This is a genomic window from Corynebacterium sp. HMSC06G04 (assembly GCF_001807365.1).
GTDB lineage: Bacteria > Actinomycetota > Actinomycetes > Mycobacteriales > Mycobacteriaceae > Corynebacterium > Corynebacterium simulans.
The window spans coordinates 1-15,581 of the sequence record NZ_KV788618.1; the positions used below are offsets into that span (position 1 = coordinate 1).

The window sequence follows — 15,581 nt, forward strand, 5'->3', positions numbered from 1 at the left end:
CAACCCGCCCACAACGCCCGGTTACAGCGGCTTCAATGGGTCGAATGCAGCTTAATTCAGCACGGAAACTATTAACCGGCATCTCCGGTCTGCGCGCAGCGGGGAAAGCGGAGTAGTTCAACGTAGCGTTGATGAACCTTGGAGAAGAATAGGAATCTTCTTAGCAGTCATACGTCGGTCGAATGTGGCAGCTAGACTAGGACGGATAGCTTTAAAATCACCATTAACCAGAGGAGATTTCCTGCATGTGTCCACCGGAGAGGGCAGCGGCGCGCGCCGTCGAACTGTTTAAGCAATACGGACAAGGCGATACCGCTGTTACCGCATTGGACCATGTCAACGTGGTCTTCGAGCGCAATAAATTTACTGCCATCATGGGACCGTCGGGCTCAGGTAAGTCCACGCTGATGCACACCATGGCCGGTCTTGATTCAGCTACTAGTGGCTCAGCCTTCATCGGTGACACGGATATGTCGCAGCTAAATGACAAGTCCATCACCGCACTGCGCCGTGACCGCCTAGGGTTCATCTTCCAGTCTTTCAACTTGGTACCAACCCTAACTGCGGCGGAGAACATTACCTTGCCAATGAACATCGCTGGCAAAGAAGTAGATAAGTCCTGGTTCGATGAGGTGACTACCCGCCTGGGATTGGCACAGCGCCTGAGCCACCGTCCAGCAGAGCTTTCCGGCGGCCAGCAGCAGCGCGTGGCGTGTGCGCGTGCGCTTGTATCCCGCCCAGAGATCATCTTCGGCGATGAGCCCACCGGCAACCTTGATTCCAATTCTTCCGCGGAGGTTTTGGCTATTCTGCGCACCGCAGTAGATCAAGATGACCAGACCGTCGTCATTGTCACCCACGATGCCAAGGCTGCTTCCTATGCGGATCGCGTCGTATTCTTGGCCGACGGCAAGCTTGTCAACGAGCTACAGAACCCAACCATGGAATCCATCCATAAGGTCATGGCGGAGATCGAAAGCTAATGGCAAGGAATACCACCATGCGCAAGGTTTCCTTGCGCAACATCGTCGCCCATAAGCTCCGCCTTGCGTTGACGCTGCTCGCAGTGGTCCTTGGCACCGCCTTCATCGCGGGCTCTTTCATGTTCACCAATTCCCTGTCGAATACTTTCGATGCGGCGGTTACCAATGCTTTTACTGGCGTTGACGCCGCCGTCAGTAAGAAGGATTCTGGCCCGGACCTGGATGAGAAGATGCGCCAGGACCTAGCCAACGATGACAAGGTTGGCAAGGTCAACATCGAGAGTGCCCAAAATGTCGTCGTAGCCAACGACAAGGCCGAGGCATTCCAGACCACCGGCGGTGGGGCGAGCGTTAGGCCCTACTACAAGGCCGAAGAGTCGGTAGGTGAGCCCGGCGAGATTATAGAGGGCGAGGCGCCCCAAGGCACTGGCGAGGTCACCATCAACGATGCCGCAGCAGAAAAGTACGGCGTCACCGTTGGCCAAAAGCTGCTCGTTGTCCACCCCGACAAACGTGATGAGGTCACTGTCGCCGGCATCGAGAAGCCAGCCGTGGATGCAGGTCCAAGTATTACCCTGCAGATGGATAACAAGGCCTTCGTTGAACGTTACGGAAACTCTCAGCAGCTGAAGGTCTCTGCCGCTGAGGGTGTAAGCCCAGAGCAGCTCGTCGATCATCTCAACGCCACCTACGACGTTGAGGCGGAGTCCGGCGAAAAGCTTGCAGAGGAAATGTCGGATGCTATTTCTTCGGCGCTGAAGTTCGTCAATTACTTCCTCATTGCCTTCGGCCTTATCGCGCTGTTGGTAGGCACCTTCATCATTGCGAACACCTTCTCCATGATCGTCGCACAGCGCACCAAAGAGTTCGCGCTGTTGCGTGCGCTGGGCGCATCGCGCCGACAAATTACCCGCTCGGTCGTCGTTGAGTCCTTCATCGTGGGCTTTTTGGGCTCCGCGGTGGGCGTCGTCGCCGGCATGGGCCTGGTGGCGATCATCAAGGCTGTGCTTGCATCCCGTGGCATGCCTGCAGATAGCGGCCTCGGATTGAGCCCGCTTGCGGTCATCGTGCCCATCATTCTGGGCACCGTGGTTACGGTGGTTTCCGCATGGGCACCAGCCCGCCGTGCGGGTGCAGTCGAGCCGGTTGAGGCCATGCGCACCACGGAGTCCGCAGCGGCGAGCTCGCTGAAGGTGCGCACGATCGTCGGCGGCTTGCTCATGGGCTTGGGCGTCATCTTCGTCATCGCCGGCGTGCTTGTCGACGCCGCGACTGGCATCCGCGCCGGCCTCGTCGGCCTGGGCGCGCTTAACTTGCTCGTCGGCTTCAGCCTCGCAGGCCCCGCACTTTCACTACCCATCGTTCCTACCTTGGGCCGAGTTATCGGAGCGCCTTTCGGGGCCATCGGCAAGCTGGCGTCTACCAACTCCAAGCGCAACCCGCGCCGTACCGCTGCAACCGCCTTCGCGCTTACCCTTGGCGTTGCCCTCGTGACTGCCATCGGCATGCTGGGCGCCACTATGAAGTCCTCCGTTGCGGAGACGATGGAGAAGGACATCAGTGCCGATTACCTGCTCTCCGGGCCTTCTCAGGGCAGTTTCCCCACTCCGGTAGAGACTGGCGAGCGCGCCGCCAAGGCCGAGGGCGCTGGCGAAGTCGTTACCGTTGGCACCGCGCCGGTGAAGGTCGAAGACCAAGCCTCGTTGAACTATGGCCCTGAATACACCATGTCGGAGACGGTTGATTCCAACCCACAAAACATCTTCATGCTCAATATGGTGGAAGGCGATAGCGACATCGCCGAGGGCGGTTTCATCGCCGATGCCACCACCGCAGGCGAGCAAGGCTGGAAGGTCGGCGAGAGCTACGAGCTTTCTGGCATGGTTCCGGGTAAGACTACAAAGGTCGAGCTGAAGGGCATTTACGAGGACTTCCAGATGCTGCCCAAGCTGGCGGTTTCCCAAAAGGACGTCGAGAAGCTACTGCCTGGCGACGCCCTGACCGTAGCGATGGTTGGAGTCAATGCGGCAGAGGGCGTCGACTTGGAGCAACTGCGCACCAACCTGGAGGAATCTGTCAAGGACCTCGTGGTGGTGCAGGTGGCTTCCGGTGAAGAATACGCCGGCGAGGCCGCAAGCATGATTAACCAGATGCTGACCATTCTCTACGCGCTGTTGGCGCTTGCGGTCATCATCGCGGTGCTTGGCATCGTCAATACGCTGACCCTGGGCGTTATCGAACGCCGTCAGGAAATTGGCATGCTGCGCGCCGTTGGTACCCAGCGCCGTCAGATCCGCACGATGATCACCCTGGAGTCCGTCCAGATTGCAGTATTCGGCGCAGTGGTGGGCATGATTCTGGGCCTGGGCCTGGGCTGGGCCTTTATCAAGGTACTGTCCGAAGAGGGGCTTGGTGGCGCCGTTATTCCGTGGGGCATGCTGACCATCTTGCTGGCAGGCTCTGCCGTGGTTGGCGTGCTGGCCGCGCTATGGCCAGCACATGGTGCATCCAAGACTCCGCCTTTGGATGCAATCGCGGACTAGAAGTTCTGATAGATAATCGGAGCCCACATCGCCCCGCGCCAAGCTAGAACGATGCCCAGCGCGAGGGTGAAGAAGAGGTACTGGATACACTTCCAGTACCTCTTTTCTTTAAGCATTTCTCCGAGCTCCTTGGCAAGGGTCGACCACGTGGAAAGCCCGCCGGCGAATCCGACGATGGCTAGGGGATAGAGGACCTCGCTAAGCGCGCCGCTTACTTGCTCAATAAAGCCGTAGGCCAAACCGATAGCGAGCGCGCCACACATATTTGCGGCGAAGGTGCTAACCGGAGAGGGCAGTACCTTGGTGAAACCGTAGCGGGCCATGCCGCCGAGGAAGGCGCCGGAGAGGATGTAGAGAACAATCACTTGGCGCCTACCTTGTCACCCAGGAGATAGGCCATAACGCAACCAACCACTGTTGCCAGCACGTAGCAGCCAGCCTGCGTGGCAGTAACGGAGGCGGTTAGGAAAGCGAACGTGGCGAAGCTGGTAAAGCCGCCGAGTACGCCCGTGCCCCAGAAGGGTCCCGGCTTGAAATAACCCATCAGGGCGCTGCCCAAGATATTTATTAAAAGCAGCGGAATCAGTCCTCCGCCCAGCAGGGATGACAAAAAATAGCGGGCCACGGCGCCTAACGCGGCACCGGACCCGACTACTAGTGCTTGAGGCATGGCCTACATATTACTTCCACTCCATCTGCTGGGAACGGACGAACGCCTCAACTTCCTCAACTGGCTTGTTGAGCTTGGGATCAAACTTCAAATAGGCCTTGGTCTCGCGGGCGATGAGAACGAATGGACCCCAAATCACCCCGGCGATGCTTTCGAGAATATTTGTCACTGATTCCATGCTGAAAAACTACTACGTGACAGAAAATAAACGAGGGGATTTGTGGATCTGGTTCACATTTTCCCCCTTGTGGGGGTTAAAAGTCCTGCAAAACTCCACGTGGCTTGGCAAGCTTAGGCCACACCTTTATCACGCTTTTATATCCCCCTATAAGGAGCAGTCCATGGCACATGAACGAGCTGGCCAGCTTGCGCAACCAAGTGACCTCATCGATATCGCGGAACTTGTCACCGCCTACTACACCCGTGTTCCCGATGTAGAAAACCCGGATCAGCAGGTGGTCTTCGGTACCTCTGGTCACCGCGGTTCGGCCTTGGACGCTGCTTTCAATGAACAGCACATTCTGGCGATTACCCAGGCCATCGTGGATTACCGTAAAGAGCAGGGCACCCGGGGCGCAATCTTTGTCGGCCGCGATACCCATGCGCTTTCGGAGCCAGCCATGGTCTCTGCACTGGAGGTCCTGCTTGCAAATGAGGTTGAGGTGCGTGTCGACGACCGTGGCCGCTACACCCCGACCCCTGCTATCTCGCATGCCATCCTGACGCACCCGGGTACTGACGGCATCGTCATTACGCCTTCGCATAACCCGCCACGCGATGGCGGCTTCAAGTACAACCCACCAACGGGCGGGCCCGCCGATACTGTTGCCACGGATTGGATTGCGGCGCGCGCCAATGACTATCTGCGAGAAGGTCTTGCCGGTGTTGCCCGTGTAAACGTTTCCGGCGTGTTGGACGAGCGCTGCGTAAAGCACAATTACGTCGATTCTTACGTGGCCGATCTGCGAAACGTCGTGGACATGGATGCCATCAAGAAGGCCGGCCTGCGCATCGGCGCTGACCCGATGGGCGGTGCCTCGGTGGACTATTGGGCGGCCATTGCCGAGCATTACGATCTGGACCTTACGGTGGTAAATCCGGCGGTGGATGGAACCTTCCGCTTCATGACGCTCGATACCGATGGCTTGATTCGCATGGATTGCTCCTCGCCGAACGCTATGGCCTCGCTCATCGCAAACCGCGAAAAGTTCGACCTGGCCACCGGCAACGACGCGGATGCGGACCGCCATGGCATCGTCACCCCGGATGCCGGGCTGATGAATCCAAACCACTACCTCGCAGTGGCCATTGACTACCTGTTTAGTCACCGCCCACAGTGGGGCAATGCTGGCGTGGGCAAGACGTTGGTTTCTTCCTCCATGGTGGACCGTGTCGTCGCCAAGCTCGGGCGCGAGCTGGTTGAGGTGCCTGTCGGCTTCAAGTGGTTTGTGCCTGGCCTTCTAGATGGCAGCATCGGCTTCGGCGGGGAGGAATCTGCTGGTGCTTCCTTCCTGCGTTTCGATGGCTCCGTGTGGTCTACCGATAAAGATGGCATCATCATGGATTTGCTCGCTGCTGAAATCACTGCGGTAACCGGCAAGAGCCCGTCGCAGCGCTACGCGGAGCTGGCTGAAGAATTCGGCGCCCCAGCTTATGCGCGCACCGATGCACCCGCTGACCGCGCGCAAAAAGCCATCCTGAAAAAGCTTTCCCCGCAGCAGGTAGAGGCCACAGAGCTAGCCGGCGAGGAAATCACCGCTAAGCTCACCGAGGCGCCCGGAAATGGGGCTGCCATCGGTGGCCTTAAGGTGACAACCCGCAATGCTTGGTTTGCCGCGCGCCCATCCGGCACGGAAGATAAATACAAGATTTACGCGGAGTCTTTCCTGGGTGAGGGACATCTCAGGAAAGTGCAAGAAGAAGCACAGGCACTTGTTACCCAAGTACTAGAAGTTTAGGGCTAAACTATCTCGGGTGACTAAGAAAATCGACAAGAAGCTGATCCTGGACGTCATCAGTGCGTTCGCTCGCTTCTACATGGCTTATATCTGGATTAAAGCCGGTTACGCCAAGTTGGGTGAAAATCTTTCAGTAACCCAATCTATTAGTGCTTATGAAATCTTCACACCCGAGTGGTCTGAATATCTTGCGCATCTAATCGCCCCATTGGAAATCTGTGGTGGCGTCCTGCTGCTTCTAGGTCTTTTCTTGCGTCCGTCCTCTAAGGTTGCCACTTTTGTTCTTTTGCTGTTCATGATCGGCATCGGGCAAGCTTGGGGCCGCGGTTTGGGAATTGATTGCGGATGCTTCACAGTCAATCCTGACGAAGATGCGCAAGTGATGAACTATATGCAGACTCTTGCTCGTGATACGTTCTACCTCATCTTGACGGTGTGGACGATTAAGCGTCCGTTCAACAAATTTGCGTTGCACCCTTAGACTCTTAGAACAAGCCATTTAAAAGGAGAATGCCAGTGGCAAAAGTAACTAACCCGAATAGCAAGGGTAACTCGGGCTTTATCTGGGCAGTTGGAGTTCTGCTCGTTATCGCGGCCGTCGTTATTGGATACATCGTTATCAGCGGCAAGGACGCAAAGTCCGACAAGATTGCAGAAAACGCAGTCGACGTCACCATGGAAACCTCTGTTGATGACAACGGAGTTGTGACGTTGAAGAGCGCAAAGACCAAGGAAAGCACCCCAGAAGTAGACCTCTACGAGGACTTTTCTTGCCCTCACTGCGCTGAGCTCGCTGAAGGTAGCGACAAGCCGATGAAGGAAGCCGTAGAAAACGGCGAGCTCGTGGTCAACATTCATACGTTGAACTTCTTGGATCTGCGCGGTGTCGACCTTGAGAAGTTCATGTCTGATGAAAGCATCAAGCTCGAGGGACATTCCTCGAAGGCTGCATCCGTGATGGACATTATTGCTCGCTCCGGTGATGCGAAAACCTACTGGAATATGCGCGCCTACCTTCTTGAGAACCAGCAGTCTGTCGGCTCCTGGGACTTTGACGACTTTGCAGAAGCGGCAAAGGGCTTTGGTGCGGACGACGATGTTACCAAGAAGGTCAAGAACACCAACGTGGATGCCGGCAACGAAAATGGTCGCGCTAACGCCAAGAAGCTGAAGGATACGACTGGTTCTGTGTCTTCGCCGCGTGTACTGAAGAACGGCAAGGATATCGATCCTCCTAAGGGTACGCCGGTGTCTCAGTGGAACTTCGTTGAGCAGGTTGTTAAGTAAGACAGCCTGATACTTAACCAGAATTCAATGGGCAGCCCGTTCCGGCTGCCCATTTTGCTGTCCAACAGGCGATTTGGTTTAGCTCGATGGCCTTTGGTACCTTTATCTCAGTTGCTAGCGCGAGTGCTTCGCGTTAGGAATGGGGCTATGGCGCAGCTGGTAGCGCATCACACTGGCAGTGTGGGGGTCACGGGTTCGAATCCCGTTAGCTCCACAGATGAGGGCCGTCACTTTTTGTGGCGGCCCTTCTTGTGTTTTCGCGTGTCAGTAACGCGTACCGTGGTTGGTATGGAGACTTTTAATAAGCGCGTTCGCACTGCCGACCAAGCTGGCGCCGAGGCAGCGGGGCTGCGGTGGCTGGCGCAGGCGCGGTCTGACGTTGTTGTTGAGGTAGTAGGGGTGGGGGAGCGCTCGATTAGCACCCGTCGCGTTGCCGAGGCGCGGCCGACGGCTAATGCCGCGCAGGCTTTCGGGCGGGCGCTGCGGGAGGTGCACGCTTCTGGTGCGGATGCTTTCGGTGCGGCCCCGGAGGGGTGGACGGGCCGCAATTATATTGGCCGTGTTGAGCAGGAATGCCGGCCGGTCGAGCACTGGGGCGATTTTTATGTGCACCAGCGGGTGCTGCCCTTCGTGGAGGCTAATGGTGCGCTGGATGAGGGCTACCGGGACGTCGTCAAGCGCACCTGCGATGCGGTGCTAAAGCGGCATTGGGATGGGTGTCCCGCGCGCATCCATGGCGATTTATGGGCTGGCAACGTGCTTTTTACTGCCGATAGCGCGGTCATGATTGACCCGGCCGCCCACGGCGGGCACCCGCTGACAGATCTGGCCATGCTTGATCTTTTTGGCGTGCCCTACCTGGACGATATCTACCGCGGATATGGGCTGGCGCCCGATGAAAAGCGTTGGTTCCCGCTCCATCAGCTACATCCCCTTGCGGTACACGCGCTGACCCATGGCGTGGCCTATCATCGCGCGCTTGGCGACGCCGCGCATGCCGCCCTGGAGCTTTTAGAAGGGTAGGCAGGCCGAGTTAAACCCAGTGCGCGTTTATAGGGAGTGCGGGCCCGGCGGCATGATGCGCTTGTGCGCGCCGCGATGCCAGAGCTCTTCGATACGGGTACGGGCAGAGTCCGGGACCTCTTTGCCCTCAAGGTAGTCATCGATATGAGCGTAACTTACCCCGAGAGCTTCCTCGTCGGGCAGCTGCGGGCGGTCTTCCTCTAAATCTGCCGTGGGGATTTTCTTCCACGTCGACTCCGGCGCACCCAGGTGGCGCAGCAGCTGGGCACCCTGGCGCTTGTTGAGCCCTTCCAGCGGCACGAGGTCGGCCGCACCATCGCCCCACTTGGTGAAGAAGGCCGCGAGGTTCTCAGCAGCGTGATCGGTGCCGATGACCAGCGCGCCGACCTCACCGGCGATGGCGTACTGTGCTGTCATGCGCAGACGGGCCTTGACGTTTCCGCGGTTGAAATCCCCTAAGCCCGGCTTGTCCAGGCTCTTCGCCACGGCGTCGTCAATGCCCTGCGTGGCTGGGGCAATATCCACCGTTAGACGATGATCCGGCTGGATGAAATCAAGGGCAATCTGTGCGTCCGCTTCATCGACCTGCACGCCGTGCGGCAGACGTACAGCCCAGAACTGCGTGCCTTCCACCTTCTCCACCGCCATTTGTGCCAAGCGGCCGGCGAGGGTGGAATCTTGCCCGCCTGAAATGCCCAGGACGAAACCTTTGGCGCCAGTGTTGCGCAGATAATCCGCAAGGAAGTTAACGCGCGATTCCACTTCTTGTTCTGGATCGATTAAGGGTTTAACACCCAGGGCTTTTATGATGCTTTCTTGCAACGGAAGTCCAGTTTGCGACATGACGCCCATGGTAGCGGGCTGCAAGGATGAACGAGTGAGAATTAAAACCTATGTCAAAGTCGTCGCCGCAGTCGCCGCACTAGGTGGCCTCCTCTTTGGCTACGACACCGGCGTTATGTCCGGTGCGCTGCTATTCATCGGTCCCGAATTCGACATGAATGCCAACCAGGAGGGCTGGGTTACCTCCATGCTCTTAGTTGGCGCCGCCGTCGGCGCGCTCGTTGCCGGCCGCGTCGCGGATGCAATCGGCCGCCGCAAGACCCTGATTCTCGGTGGCGCAGTATTCGTCGCTGGTTCGGTGTGGTGTGCGCTTGCCGGTTCTGTTGTGGCACTAGCTGCCGCCCGCACCTTCCTGGGGGTTGCGGTAGGCGCAGTATCCATTGTTTCGCCGATGTATATCTCCGAAATTTCCCCAGCGCGTGCCCGCGGGCGCCTGGTTTCGCTGAATACCTTGATGATCGTTGTCGGTCAGCTGGTGGCCTACCTGGTCAACTCCGCGCTCGCCGGCACCGGCTCATGGCGGTGGATGCTAGGTCTTGCCGCCGTTCCTGGCGCCATGCTCGCCGTGGGCATGACCTTCCTGCCTGATACACCGGCCTGGCTGCTAAAGAAGCATCGCATCGACGAGGCCTGGAAGCTTGCCGCGCGCGTCGGTATCTCTGGAACCGAGCTCGGAACCGCTGGGGCGGCGGGAGCTTCCGGAGCCGCAAAACGCGGCGAATGGGCGCGCCTAAAGGAAGAACGCTGGCTGCAAGTGACCGTGCTGCTTGCCATGCTGATGGGGCTTACTCAGCAGATAACCGGCGTTAATGCCATCGTGTACTTTGCCCCGACCATGATGAGTCAGGTGGGTATTTCTACAGCGAACGCCGTGTATACCTCCATCCTCATCGGCACCGTCTCCGTAGTCGCCTGCTGGTTGGGCCTGAAAGTCGTCGACCGCATCGGGCGCAAGCGCCTGCTCAGCATCGGCCTGACCGGAAACGTCATTTCCTTGGTCGTTCTTTCCATCGCGTACCGCTTTGCCGAGGGCTCAACACCTATGGCGTTGTTGTCGCTGGCGTTTATGGCCCTTTTCATTGCTTTCCAGCAGGCCGCTGTATCGCCGACCACCTGGCTGCTCATCTCCGAGCTCGTTCCCCCTGAGGTCCGCGGCATCGGCATGGGTATCGCCGGGCTTTCCCTGTGGGTAACCAACTGGGCGGTCGCGCAGTTCTTCCTGCCAATGGTCGAGTGGTTGACTGGTCCCGTTGCCTTTATGATCTTTGCTTTCTTAGGCTTTGCGGCGATCGCTTATACCAAGCTGTTGGTGCCGGAGACGATGGGCCGTAGTCTGGAAGAAGTAGGCGATGAGATGCAGGAGCGCTACGCTAATTAATCAGTGTTTTGGTTATGGCGCGCGCGTGGGGTAAGATTTTTCCTCGTGTCATGGCCGTAACTTTGATGGCTGTGCTTTAAAAGTATTCAACCGCATGAAGTTTGCGCATAACGAAAGGAGCGCCCGATGAAGGTTCGTAAGTCTCTTCGGTCGCTGAAGAAGAAGCCGGGCGCCCAGGTTATTCGCCGCCACGGTAAGGTCTTCGTGATCAACAAGAAGGATCCGCGCTTCAAGGCTCGCCAGGGCTAGAAGCATCGGCTTTCTTGATTAGAAGCACCCTCCTAGGACTTCGGTTCTAGGCGGGTGCTTTTCTTTTACGCTTGCCGACGTCGCCTTGGCTGCCCGATCCGCATCTCCTGTTGCGGGTGTTTTTAAAACGATCGGTGGGCAAAGAATTGGTGACAATAGTGTTCTTTGTCACAACTTTAGGTTGCCGGCAGGTAAACTTGCAGGAGTCTCATCGGTGTAATTTCATGGCCGAGCGTCGGGCGGGTCAACATGTGGGGTCTGGGTAGATAACATGCTGGGAATATCACGAATGTAACTACTATATGTAGTATGGGTTGCAGCTTTTTGCCACAAAGTATAGTGTCGTTCGTGTCGTTCCGGTGGGCTGGATAAAGCGCTAAAGGCGCACCTAGTTAGGCCGGATAACCCTTAAAAACTTGAACTAGCGTCAAAGGACTTTCATCATGAGCATCACTCTCTACACCAAGCCAGCTTGCGTCCAGTGCAACGCTACTAAGAAGGCCCTCGACCGTGCTGGCCTTGAATACACCTCTGTAGACGTCACCCTTGATGATGATGCTCGTGACTACGTCATGGCACTGGGGTATGTGCAGGCGCCGGTCGTTGAGGCTAATGGTGAGCACTGGTCTGGCTTCCGCCCAGAGCGCATCAAGGAGCTGGCCGCTCTAAGCGCCACCGCTTAAACGGGGCAGGGCTTATAGCAATGTTGGTTGTGTATTTTTCCTCCGCAACGGAAAATACCCGCCGTTTCGTTGACAAGCTGGGCCTGCCAAGCGCCCGCATCCCGCTGCGCAAGAATGATGAACCGCTCATTGTGAGTGAGCCTTATGTTCTTGTCTGCCCCACCTACGGGGGAGGGGCCTCTATTAGCCGCGAGAACTCTCGCCCTGTTCCGGGGCAAGTCATTCGCTTTCTCAACAATGAGCACAACCGCGGCCTCATCCGCGCGGTTATCTCCGGCGGAAACAGTAACTTCGGCGCAGACTTTGGCAAGGCCGGAGACGTAATCTCCGCCAAGTGCAAGGTGCCCTACGTTTATCGCTTCGAGTTACTTGGTACCGATGAAGACGTTAAGATTTGTAGGGAAGGCCTGCTGGCGAACGCAACGGCCCTAGGGCTGGAAGCCGCTGCCTAAACTTATAAAAAATAGGTAACTGTGCAATGCGCAGTTACCTTACATATTTTTCTAAACCGTTTCTCACCGCGGCGTAAGACATGCGCTGCCAAGCAAAGGAAGGCTCCAAAAGCCGTGACAACGCAATTGGGCAAGACCGTAGCCGAACCCGTGAAGCCAGAAGAACAGCTTGATTACCACGCTCTGAATGCCCTGCTGAACCTTTACGACGAAGAGGGCAAGATTCAGTTCGATAAGGACCACGAGGCTGCCAACCAGTTCTTCCTGCAGCATGTCAACCAGAACACGGTCTACTTCCACGACTTGGAAGAAAAGATGCGTTACTTGGTGGAAAACAAGTACTACGAGCCAGCTCTGCTCGAGCAGTACGACTTTGACTTCATCAAGTCCCTTTTCAAGCGCGCTTATTCCTATAAATTCCGCTTCAAGTCCTTCTTGGGTGCGTACAAGTATTACACCTCTTATACGCTCAAGACTTTTGACGGCCGCCGTTACCTCGAGCGCTTCGAGGACCGCGTTTCTATGACTGCTCTGTTCTTGGCAGACGGTGACACCACCATCGCTGAGCACCTAGTCGACGAAATCATGACCGGCCGCTTCCAGCCGGCAACCCCGACCTTCCTCAACGCTGGCAAGGCGCAGCGCGGCGAGCTCGTTTCCTGCTTCCTCCTGCGTATCGAGGACAACATGGAGTCCATCGGCCGTTCCATTAACTCTGCGCTGCAGCTTTCCAAGCGCGGCGGCGGCGTGGCACTCTTACTGTCCAACATCCGCGAGGCCGGCGCTCCGATCAAGCACATCGAGAGCCAGTCCTCCGGCGTTATCCCAGTCATGAAGCTGTTGGAGGATTCCTTCTCCTACGCAAACCAGTTGGGTGCGCGTCAGGGCGCAGGTGCTGTTTACCTCAACGCACACCACCCGGACATCATGAACTTCCTCGACACTAAGCGTGAGAATGCTGACGAGAAGATTCGTATCAAGACTCTCTCTCTGGGCGTTGTCATCCCTGATATCACCTTCGAGCTGGCCAAGAATAATGACGACATGTACCTGTTCTCGCCATACGACGTTGAGCGCGTCTACGGCAAGGCCTTCGGTGACATCTCCATCACCGAGCACTACGAAGAGATGGTCGAGGACCCACGCATCCGCAAGAAGAAGGTCAATGCTCGTCACTTCTTCCAGACCATCGCCGAGCTGCAGTTCGAATCCGGTTACCCGTACATCATGTTCGAGGACACCGTGAATAACGCGAACCCGGTCAAGACCGGTCGCATCAACATGTCCAACCTCTGCTCGGAAATCCTGCAGGTCAACTCTCCGTCCGTATTTGCCGACGATCTCAGCTACGAGACCATGGGCTCCGATATCTCCTGCAACCTCGGTTCGCTGAATATCGCCACCACCATGGATTCCCCAGACTTCGCTCTGACCGTCGAGACCGCCATCCGTGGTCTAACCGCAGTGGCTGATAAGACCGCTATCAACTCCGTACCTTCCGTGCGCAAGGGCAACGATGATTCTCACGCCATCGGCCTTGGCCAGATGAACCTCCACGGTTTCCTAGGGCGCGAGCACATCGAGTACGGCTCCGAGGAAGCACTGGACTTCACCAACGCCTACTTCGCCGCGGTTCTCTACGCTGCTCTGCGCGCTTCCAACAAGATTGCCCGCGAGCGCGGCGAGTACTTCTCCGAGTTCCCGCAGTCTGAGTACGCCTCCGGTGAGTTCTTCGATCGTTATGACCCAGCCGAGTTTGCCCCACGTACTGCACGTGTGCAGGAGCTTTTCGACGCCTCGTCTATCCACACCCCAACTGCGGAAGACTGGGCTGCGCTGAAGGCGGACGTCGCCAAGCATGGCCTCTACAACCGCAACCTACAGGCAGTGCCGCCGACAGGCTCCATTTCTTACATCAACAACTCGACCTCTTCGATTCACCCAATTGCGTCGAAGATCGAAATCCGTAAGGAAGGCAAGATCGGCCGCGTCTACTACCCGGCGCCGCACATGGACAACGACAATCTGGAGTACTTCAAGGACTCCTACGAGATTGGCTACGAAAAGATCATCGATACCTACGCTGCCGCCACCAAGTACGTGGATCAGGGCTTGTCGCTGACCTTGTTCTTCAAGGACACTGCCACCACCCGCGATATCAACAGGGCGCAGATTTACGCATGGCGCAAGGGCATCAAGACCTTGTATTACATCCGCCTGCGTCAGATGGCGCTTGAAGGAACCGAAGTCGAAGGCTGCGTTTCCTGCATGCTCTAACGGTAAAGAGTCCTCACCTTAACGGGTGAGGACTCTACTTTAGTTCTTTTGCTTGTTTCGCTCTTTTCGCTTTGCTTGTTTGCTTCTTTCCCCTTGCTTGTCGCAAAGGAGCCTTTTAAGCCTTCGCTCCGGCGCTTGCGCGGGCCTCGTCCAGGATGGAGCGCGCGATAGTCTCCGCCTCGTCTGGGCGTTGCTCCGCGATGGCGCGTGCCAACTCTTGATGCAAGTGCGCGGTGCCGGCGATGGGGTTGCGCTTTTCCGAACCGAAAACTGACTTTCCTTTGAGCATTGAGAGTAGGGAAGGGGTAAGTGCCGCGAACATCTCGTTGCCCGAAGCGTGCAGCACCATACTGTGGAAGCGCAGATCCGTAGCTAGCTCTTCGCCAACTCGGCGGGAAGGCTTCATCTCCAACTCGTGGAGACGCTCTGCGAGCTCCAGGATCTCTTCTCTTTCCTCTTCTGTTGATTCCGTGGCGGCCATCCTTGCGGCGATCGGTTCGATGGCAAGGCGGAGCTGATTGAGAGAATTGAGCTGCTTTTTCTGGGAAGCCTCGCAAGCTAGGCGCCAGTTAATAATCGATTGATCGAATACGGACCACTCGCTCAACGGCAGAACCGTAATACCGACGCGCCGTGAGGAAGAAACCATGCCTAGCTGCTCCAGAGCGCGCATAGCCTCGCGGGCAACGGTGCGCGAAATGTCGAAACGAACGCAGATATCCTGCAAGGTGAAGCGCTGGCCGGTTTCAATGGCGCCGCTTACTATTTCTGCGCCGATTTCGTCTAGAACCGTATTGAGCAGGGGAGTAGGAGACTCGCTGGTGCTGGTCACTGTAGGGGATCCTCCTTTTGTGAGACCGCAGTTTGAGAGTGCACGAGGCAAAGCGGAAAGAGAATAATTTCCGGCATTCATAAGCCAATCTTGAAACGTAAATACATCTTAAGCGATTGCCGAATCGATCGCTTTCAATGCGTGCAATAGTTTTTGAATTGCGTTCAACCTCTAAACTTTCGGGGTGCGCTCCAAAGTTGTATTTCCCGGCTTTTCTAAGGCCCAGATTAGGCAGCCTTTGATTCCGCCCTTGAGACCACGTTTAGGCCGCATTTGAGACCGCCGTTTAGACCGCTTTCTAAAGCTGCAGCGCTCATTGTTGGCAGGGCCTAGGATGGTATGCTCGTCGGAGAATGGTTAACCGCAGTTAGCCCAAGATGAATTCCGTTTAAGAAGAAGGTGG

16 protein-coding genes and 1 tRNA gene are annotated in these 15,581 nt (G+C 56.9%); 12 read left to right on the forward strand and 5 right to left on the reverse strand.

Annotated elements, in window-relative coordinates; genetic code table 11:
* The first annotated feature begins 245 nt into the window (after positions 1–245).
* Both HMPREF3158_RS07855 and HMPREF3158_RS07860 read left to right on the forward strand, forming a co-directional pair.
* On the forward strand, positions 246–983 hold the full coding sequence (locus HMPREF3158_RS07855) for an ABC transporter ATP-binding protein (protein WP_062037365.1): 738 nt from the start codon (positions 246–248) through the stop codon (positions 981–983).
* Positions 983–3,526 carry an ABC transporter permease gene (locus HMPREF3158_RS07860; RefSeq protein ID WP_062037369.1) on the forward strand — a complete coding sequence of 848 codons (2,544 nt, stop codon included), beginning with the start codon at positions 983–985 and terminating at the stop codon, positions 3,524–3,526. Before HMPREF3158_RS07855 ends, HMPREF3158_RS07860 begins: the two co-directional genes overlap by 1 nt.
* Here the strand turns inward: HMPREF3158_RS07860 and HMPREF3158_RS07865 are convergent.
* Genes HMPREF3158_RS07865 through HMPREF3158_RS12970 form a run of 3 tightly spaced genes read right to left on the reverse strand, consistent with a single transcriptional unit; the run spans position 3,523 to position 4,365 of the window.
* Positions 3,523–3,891: a fluoride efflux transporter FluC gene (locus tag HMPREF3158_RS07865; protein ID WP_082787668.1), complete on the reverse strand. Its 369-nt coding sequence runs from the start codon at positions 3,889–3,891 to the stop codon at positions 3,523–3,525. The genes HMPREF3158_RS07860 and HMPREF3158_RS07865 overlap by 4 nt on opposite strands.
* Positions 3,888–4,196, reverse strand: a complete 309-nt coding sequence (locus HMPREF3158_RS07870) for a fluoride efflux transporter family protein (RefSeq protein ID WP_062037374.1) — start codon at positions 4,194–4,196, stop codon at positions 3,888–3,890. The genes HMPREF3158_RS07865 and HMPREF3158_RS07870 overlap by 4 nt, the downstream gene beginning before the upstream one ends.
* Positions 4,197–4,206: 10 nt before the next feature.
* A complete protein-coding gene (locus HMPREF3158_RS12970; RefSeq protein ID WP_158510270.1) occupies positions 4,207–4,365 on the reverse strand; it encodes a hypothetical protein in 159 nt (52 codons plus the stop codon).
* A 172-nt stretch (positions 4,366–4,537) separates the two neighbouring features.
* Here HMPREF3158_RS12970 and pgm point away from each other — a divergent pair, with 172 nt between their 5' ends.
* The 5 genes from pgm (at position 4,538) to HMPREF3158_RS07895 (ending at position 8,464) form a co-directional block, all read left to right on the forward strand.
* A complete protein-coding gene (gene pgm / locus HMPREF3158_RS07875) occupies positions 4,538–6,154 on the forward strand; it encodes a phosphoglucomutase (alpha-D-glucose-1,6-bisphosphate-dependent) (RefSeq protein WP_062037377.1) in 1,617 nt (538 codons plus the stop codon).
* A 16-nt stretch (positions 6,155–6,170) separates the two neighbouring features.
* A complete protein-coding gene (locus HMPREF3158_RS07880) occupies positions 6,171–6,635 on the forward strand; it encodes a MauE/DoxX family redox-associated membrane protein (protein WP_062037380.1) in 465 nt (154 codons plus the stop codon).
* A gap of 29 nt (positions 6,636–6,664) precedes the next feature.
* Positions 6,665–7,441 carry a DsbA family protein gene (locus HMPREF3158_RS07885; protein WP_070497994.1) on the forward strand — a complete coding sequence of 259 codons (777 nt, stop codon included), beginning with the start codon at positions 6,665–6,667 and terminating at the stop codon, positions 7,439–7,441.
* A gap of 141 nt (positions 7,442–7,582) precedes the next feature.
* Positions 7,583–7,655: transfer RNA gene (locus HMPREF3158_RS07890), tRNA-Ala, on the forward strand.
* A 74-nt stretch (positions 7,656–7,729) separates the two neighbouring features.
* Positions 7,730–8,464 (forward strand): fructosamine kinase family protein, encoded by a 735-nt coding sequence (locus HMPREF3158_RS07895; RefSeq protein ID WP_062037387.1) that lies wholly within the window; start codon positions 7,730–7,732, stop codon positions 8,462–8,464.
* A 27-nt stretch (positions 8,465–8,491) separates the two neighbouring features.
* Here HMPREF3158_RS07895 and nadE read toward each other — a convergent pair whose 3' ends face one another.
* Positions 8,492–9,316 (reverse strand): ammonia-dependent NAD(+) synthetase, encoded by an 825-nt coding sequence (gene nadE / locus HMPREF3158_RS07900; RefSeq protein ID WP_062037391.1) that lies wholly within the window; start codon positions 9,314–9,316, stop codon positions 8,492–8,494.
* Between nadE and HMPREF3158_RS07905 the strand changes: the two genes are divergently transcribed.
* From HMPREF3158_RS07905 to nrdE, 5 genes are all read left to right on the forward strand, one after another.
* Complete coding sequence (locus tag HMPREF3158_RS07905) at positions 9,315–10,685, forward strand: sugar porter family MFS transporter (RefSeq protein ID WP_062039351.1); 1,371 nt, start codon at positions 9,315–9,317, stop codon at positions 10,683–10,685. The genes nadE and HMPREF3158_RS07905 overlap by 2 nt on opposite strands.
* 126 nt (positions 10,686–10,811) lie before the next feature.
* Complete coding sequence (gene ykgO / locus HMPREF3158_RS07910; RefSeq protein WP_003847162.1) at positions 10,812–10,934, forward strand: type B 50S ribosomal protein L36; 123 nt, start codon at positions 10,812–10,814, stop codon at positions 10,932–10,934.
* Between the two features lie 443 nt (positions 10,935–11,377).
* A complete protein-coding gene (gene nrdH, locus HMPREF3158_RS07915; protein ID WP_061924430.1) occupies positions 11,378–11,617 on the forward strand; it encodes a glutaredoxin-like protein NrdH in 240 nt (79 codons plus the stop codon).
* 20 nt (positions 11,618–11,637) lie between these two features.
* Entirely contained in the window at positions 11,638–12,069 is a 432-nt protein-coding gene (gene nrdI, locus HMPREF3158_RS07920; protein WP_062037394.1) for a class Ib ribonucleoside-diphosphate reductase assembly flavoprotein NrdI, read from the forward strand.
* Between the two features lie 114 nt (positions 12,070–12,183).
* Positions 12,184–14,346, forward strand: a complete 2,163-nt coding sequence (gene nrdE, locus HMPREF3158_RS07925) for a class 1b ribonucleoside-diphosphate reductase subunit alpha (protein ID WP_070497998.1) — start codon at positions 12,184–12,186, stop codon at positions 14,344–14,346.
* Positions 14,347–14,461: 115 nt separating this feature from the next.
* Here nrdE and HMPREF3158_RS07930 read toward each other — a convergent pair whose 3' ends face one another.
* Complete coding sequence (locus tag HMPREF3158_RS07930; RefSeq protein WP_062037402.1) at positions 14,462–15,178, reverse strand: FadR/GntR family transcriptional regulator; 717 nt, start codon at positions 15,176–15,178, stop codon at positions 14,462–14,464.
* Between the last annotated feature and the right edge of the window lie 403 nt (positions 15,179–15,581).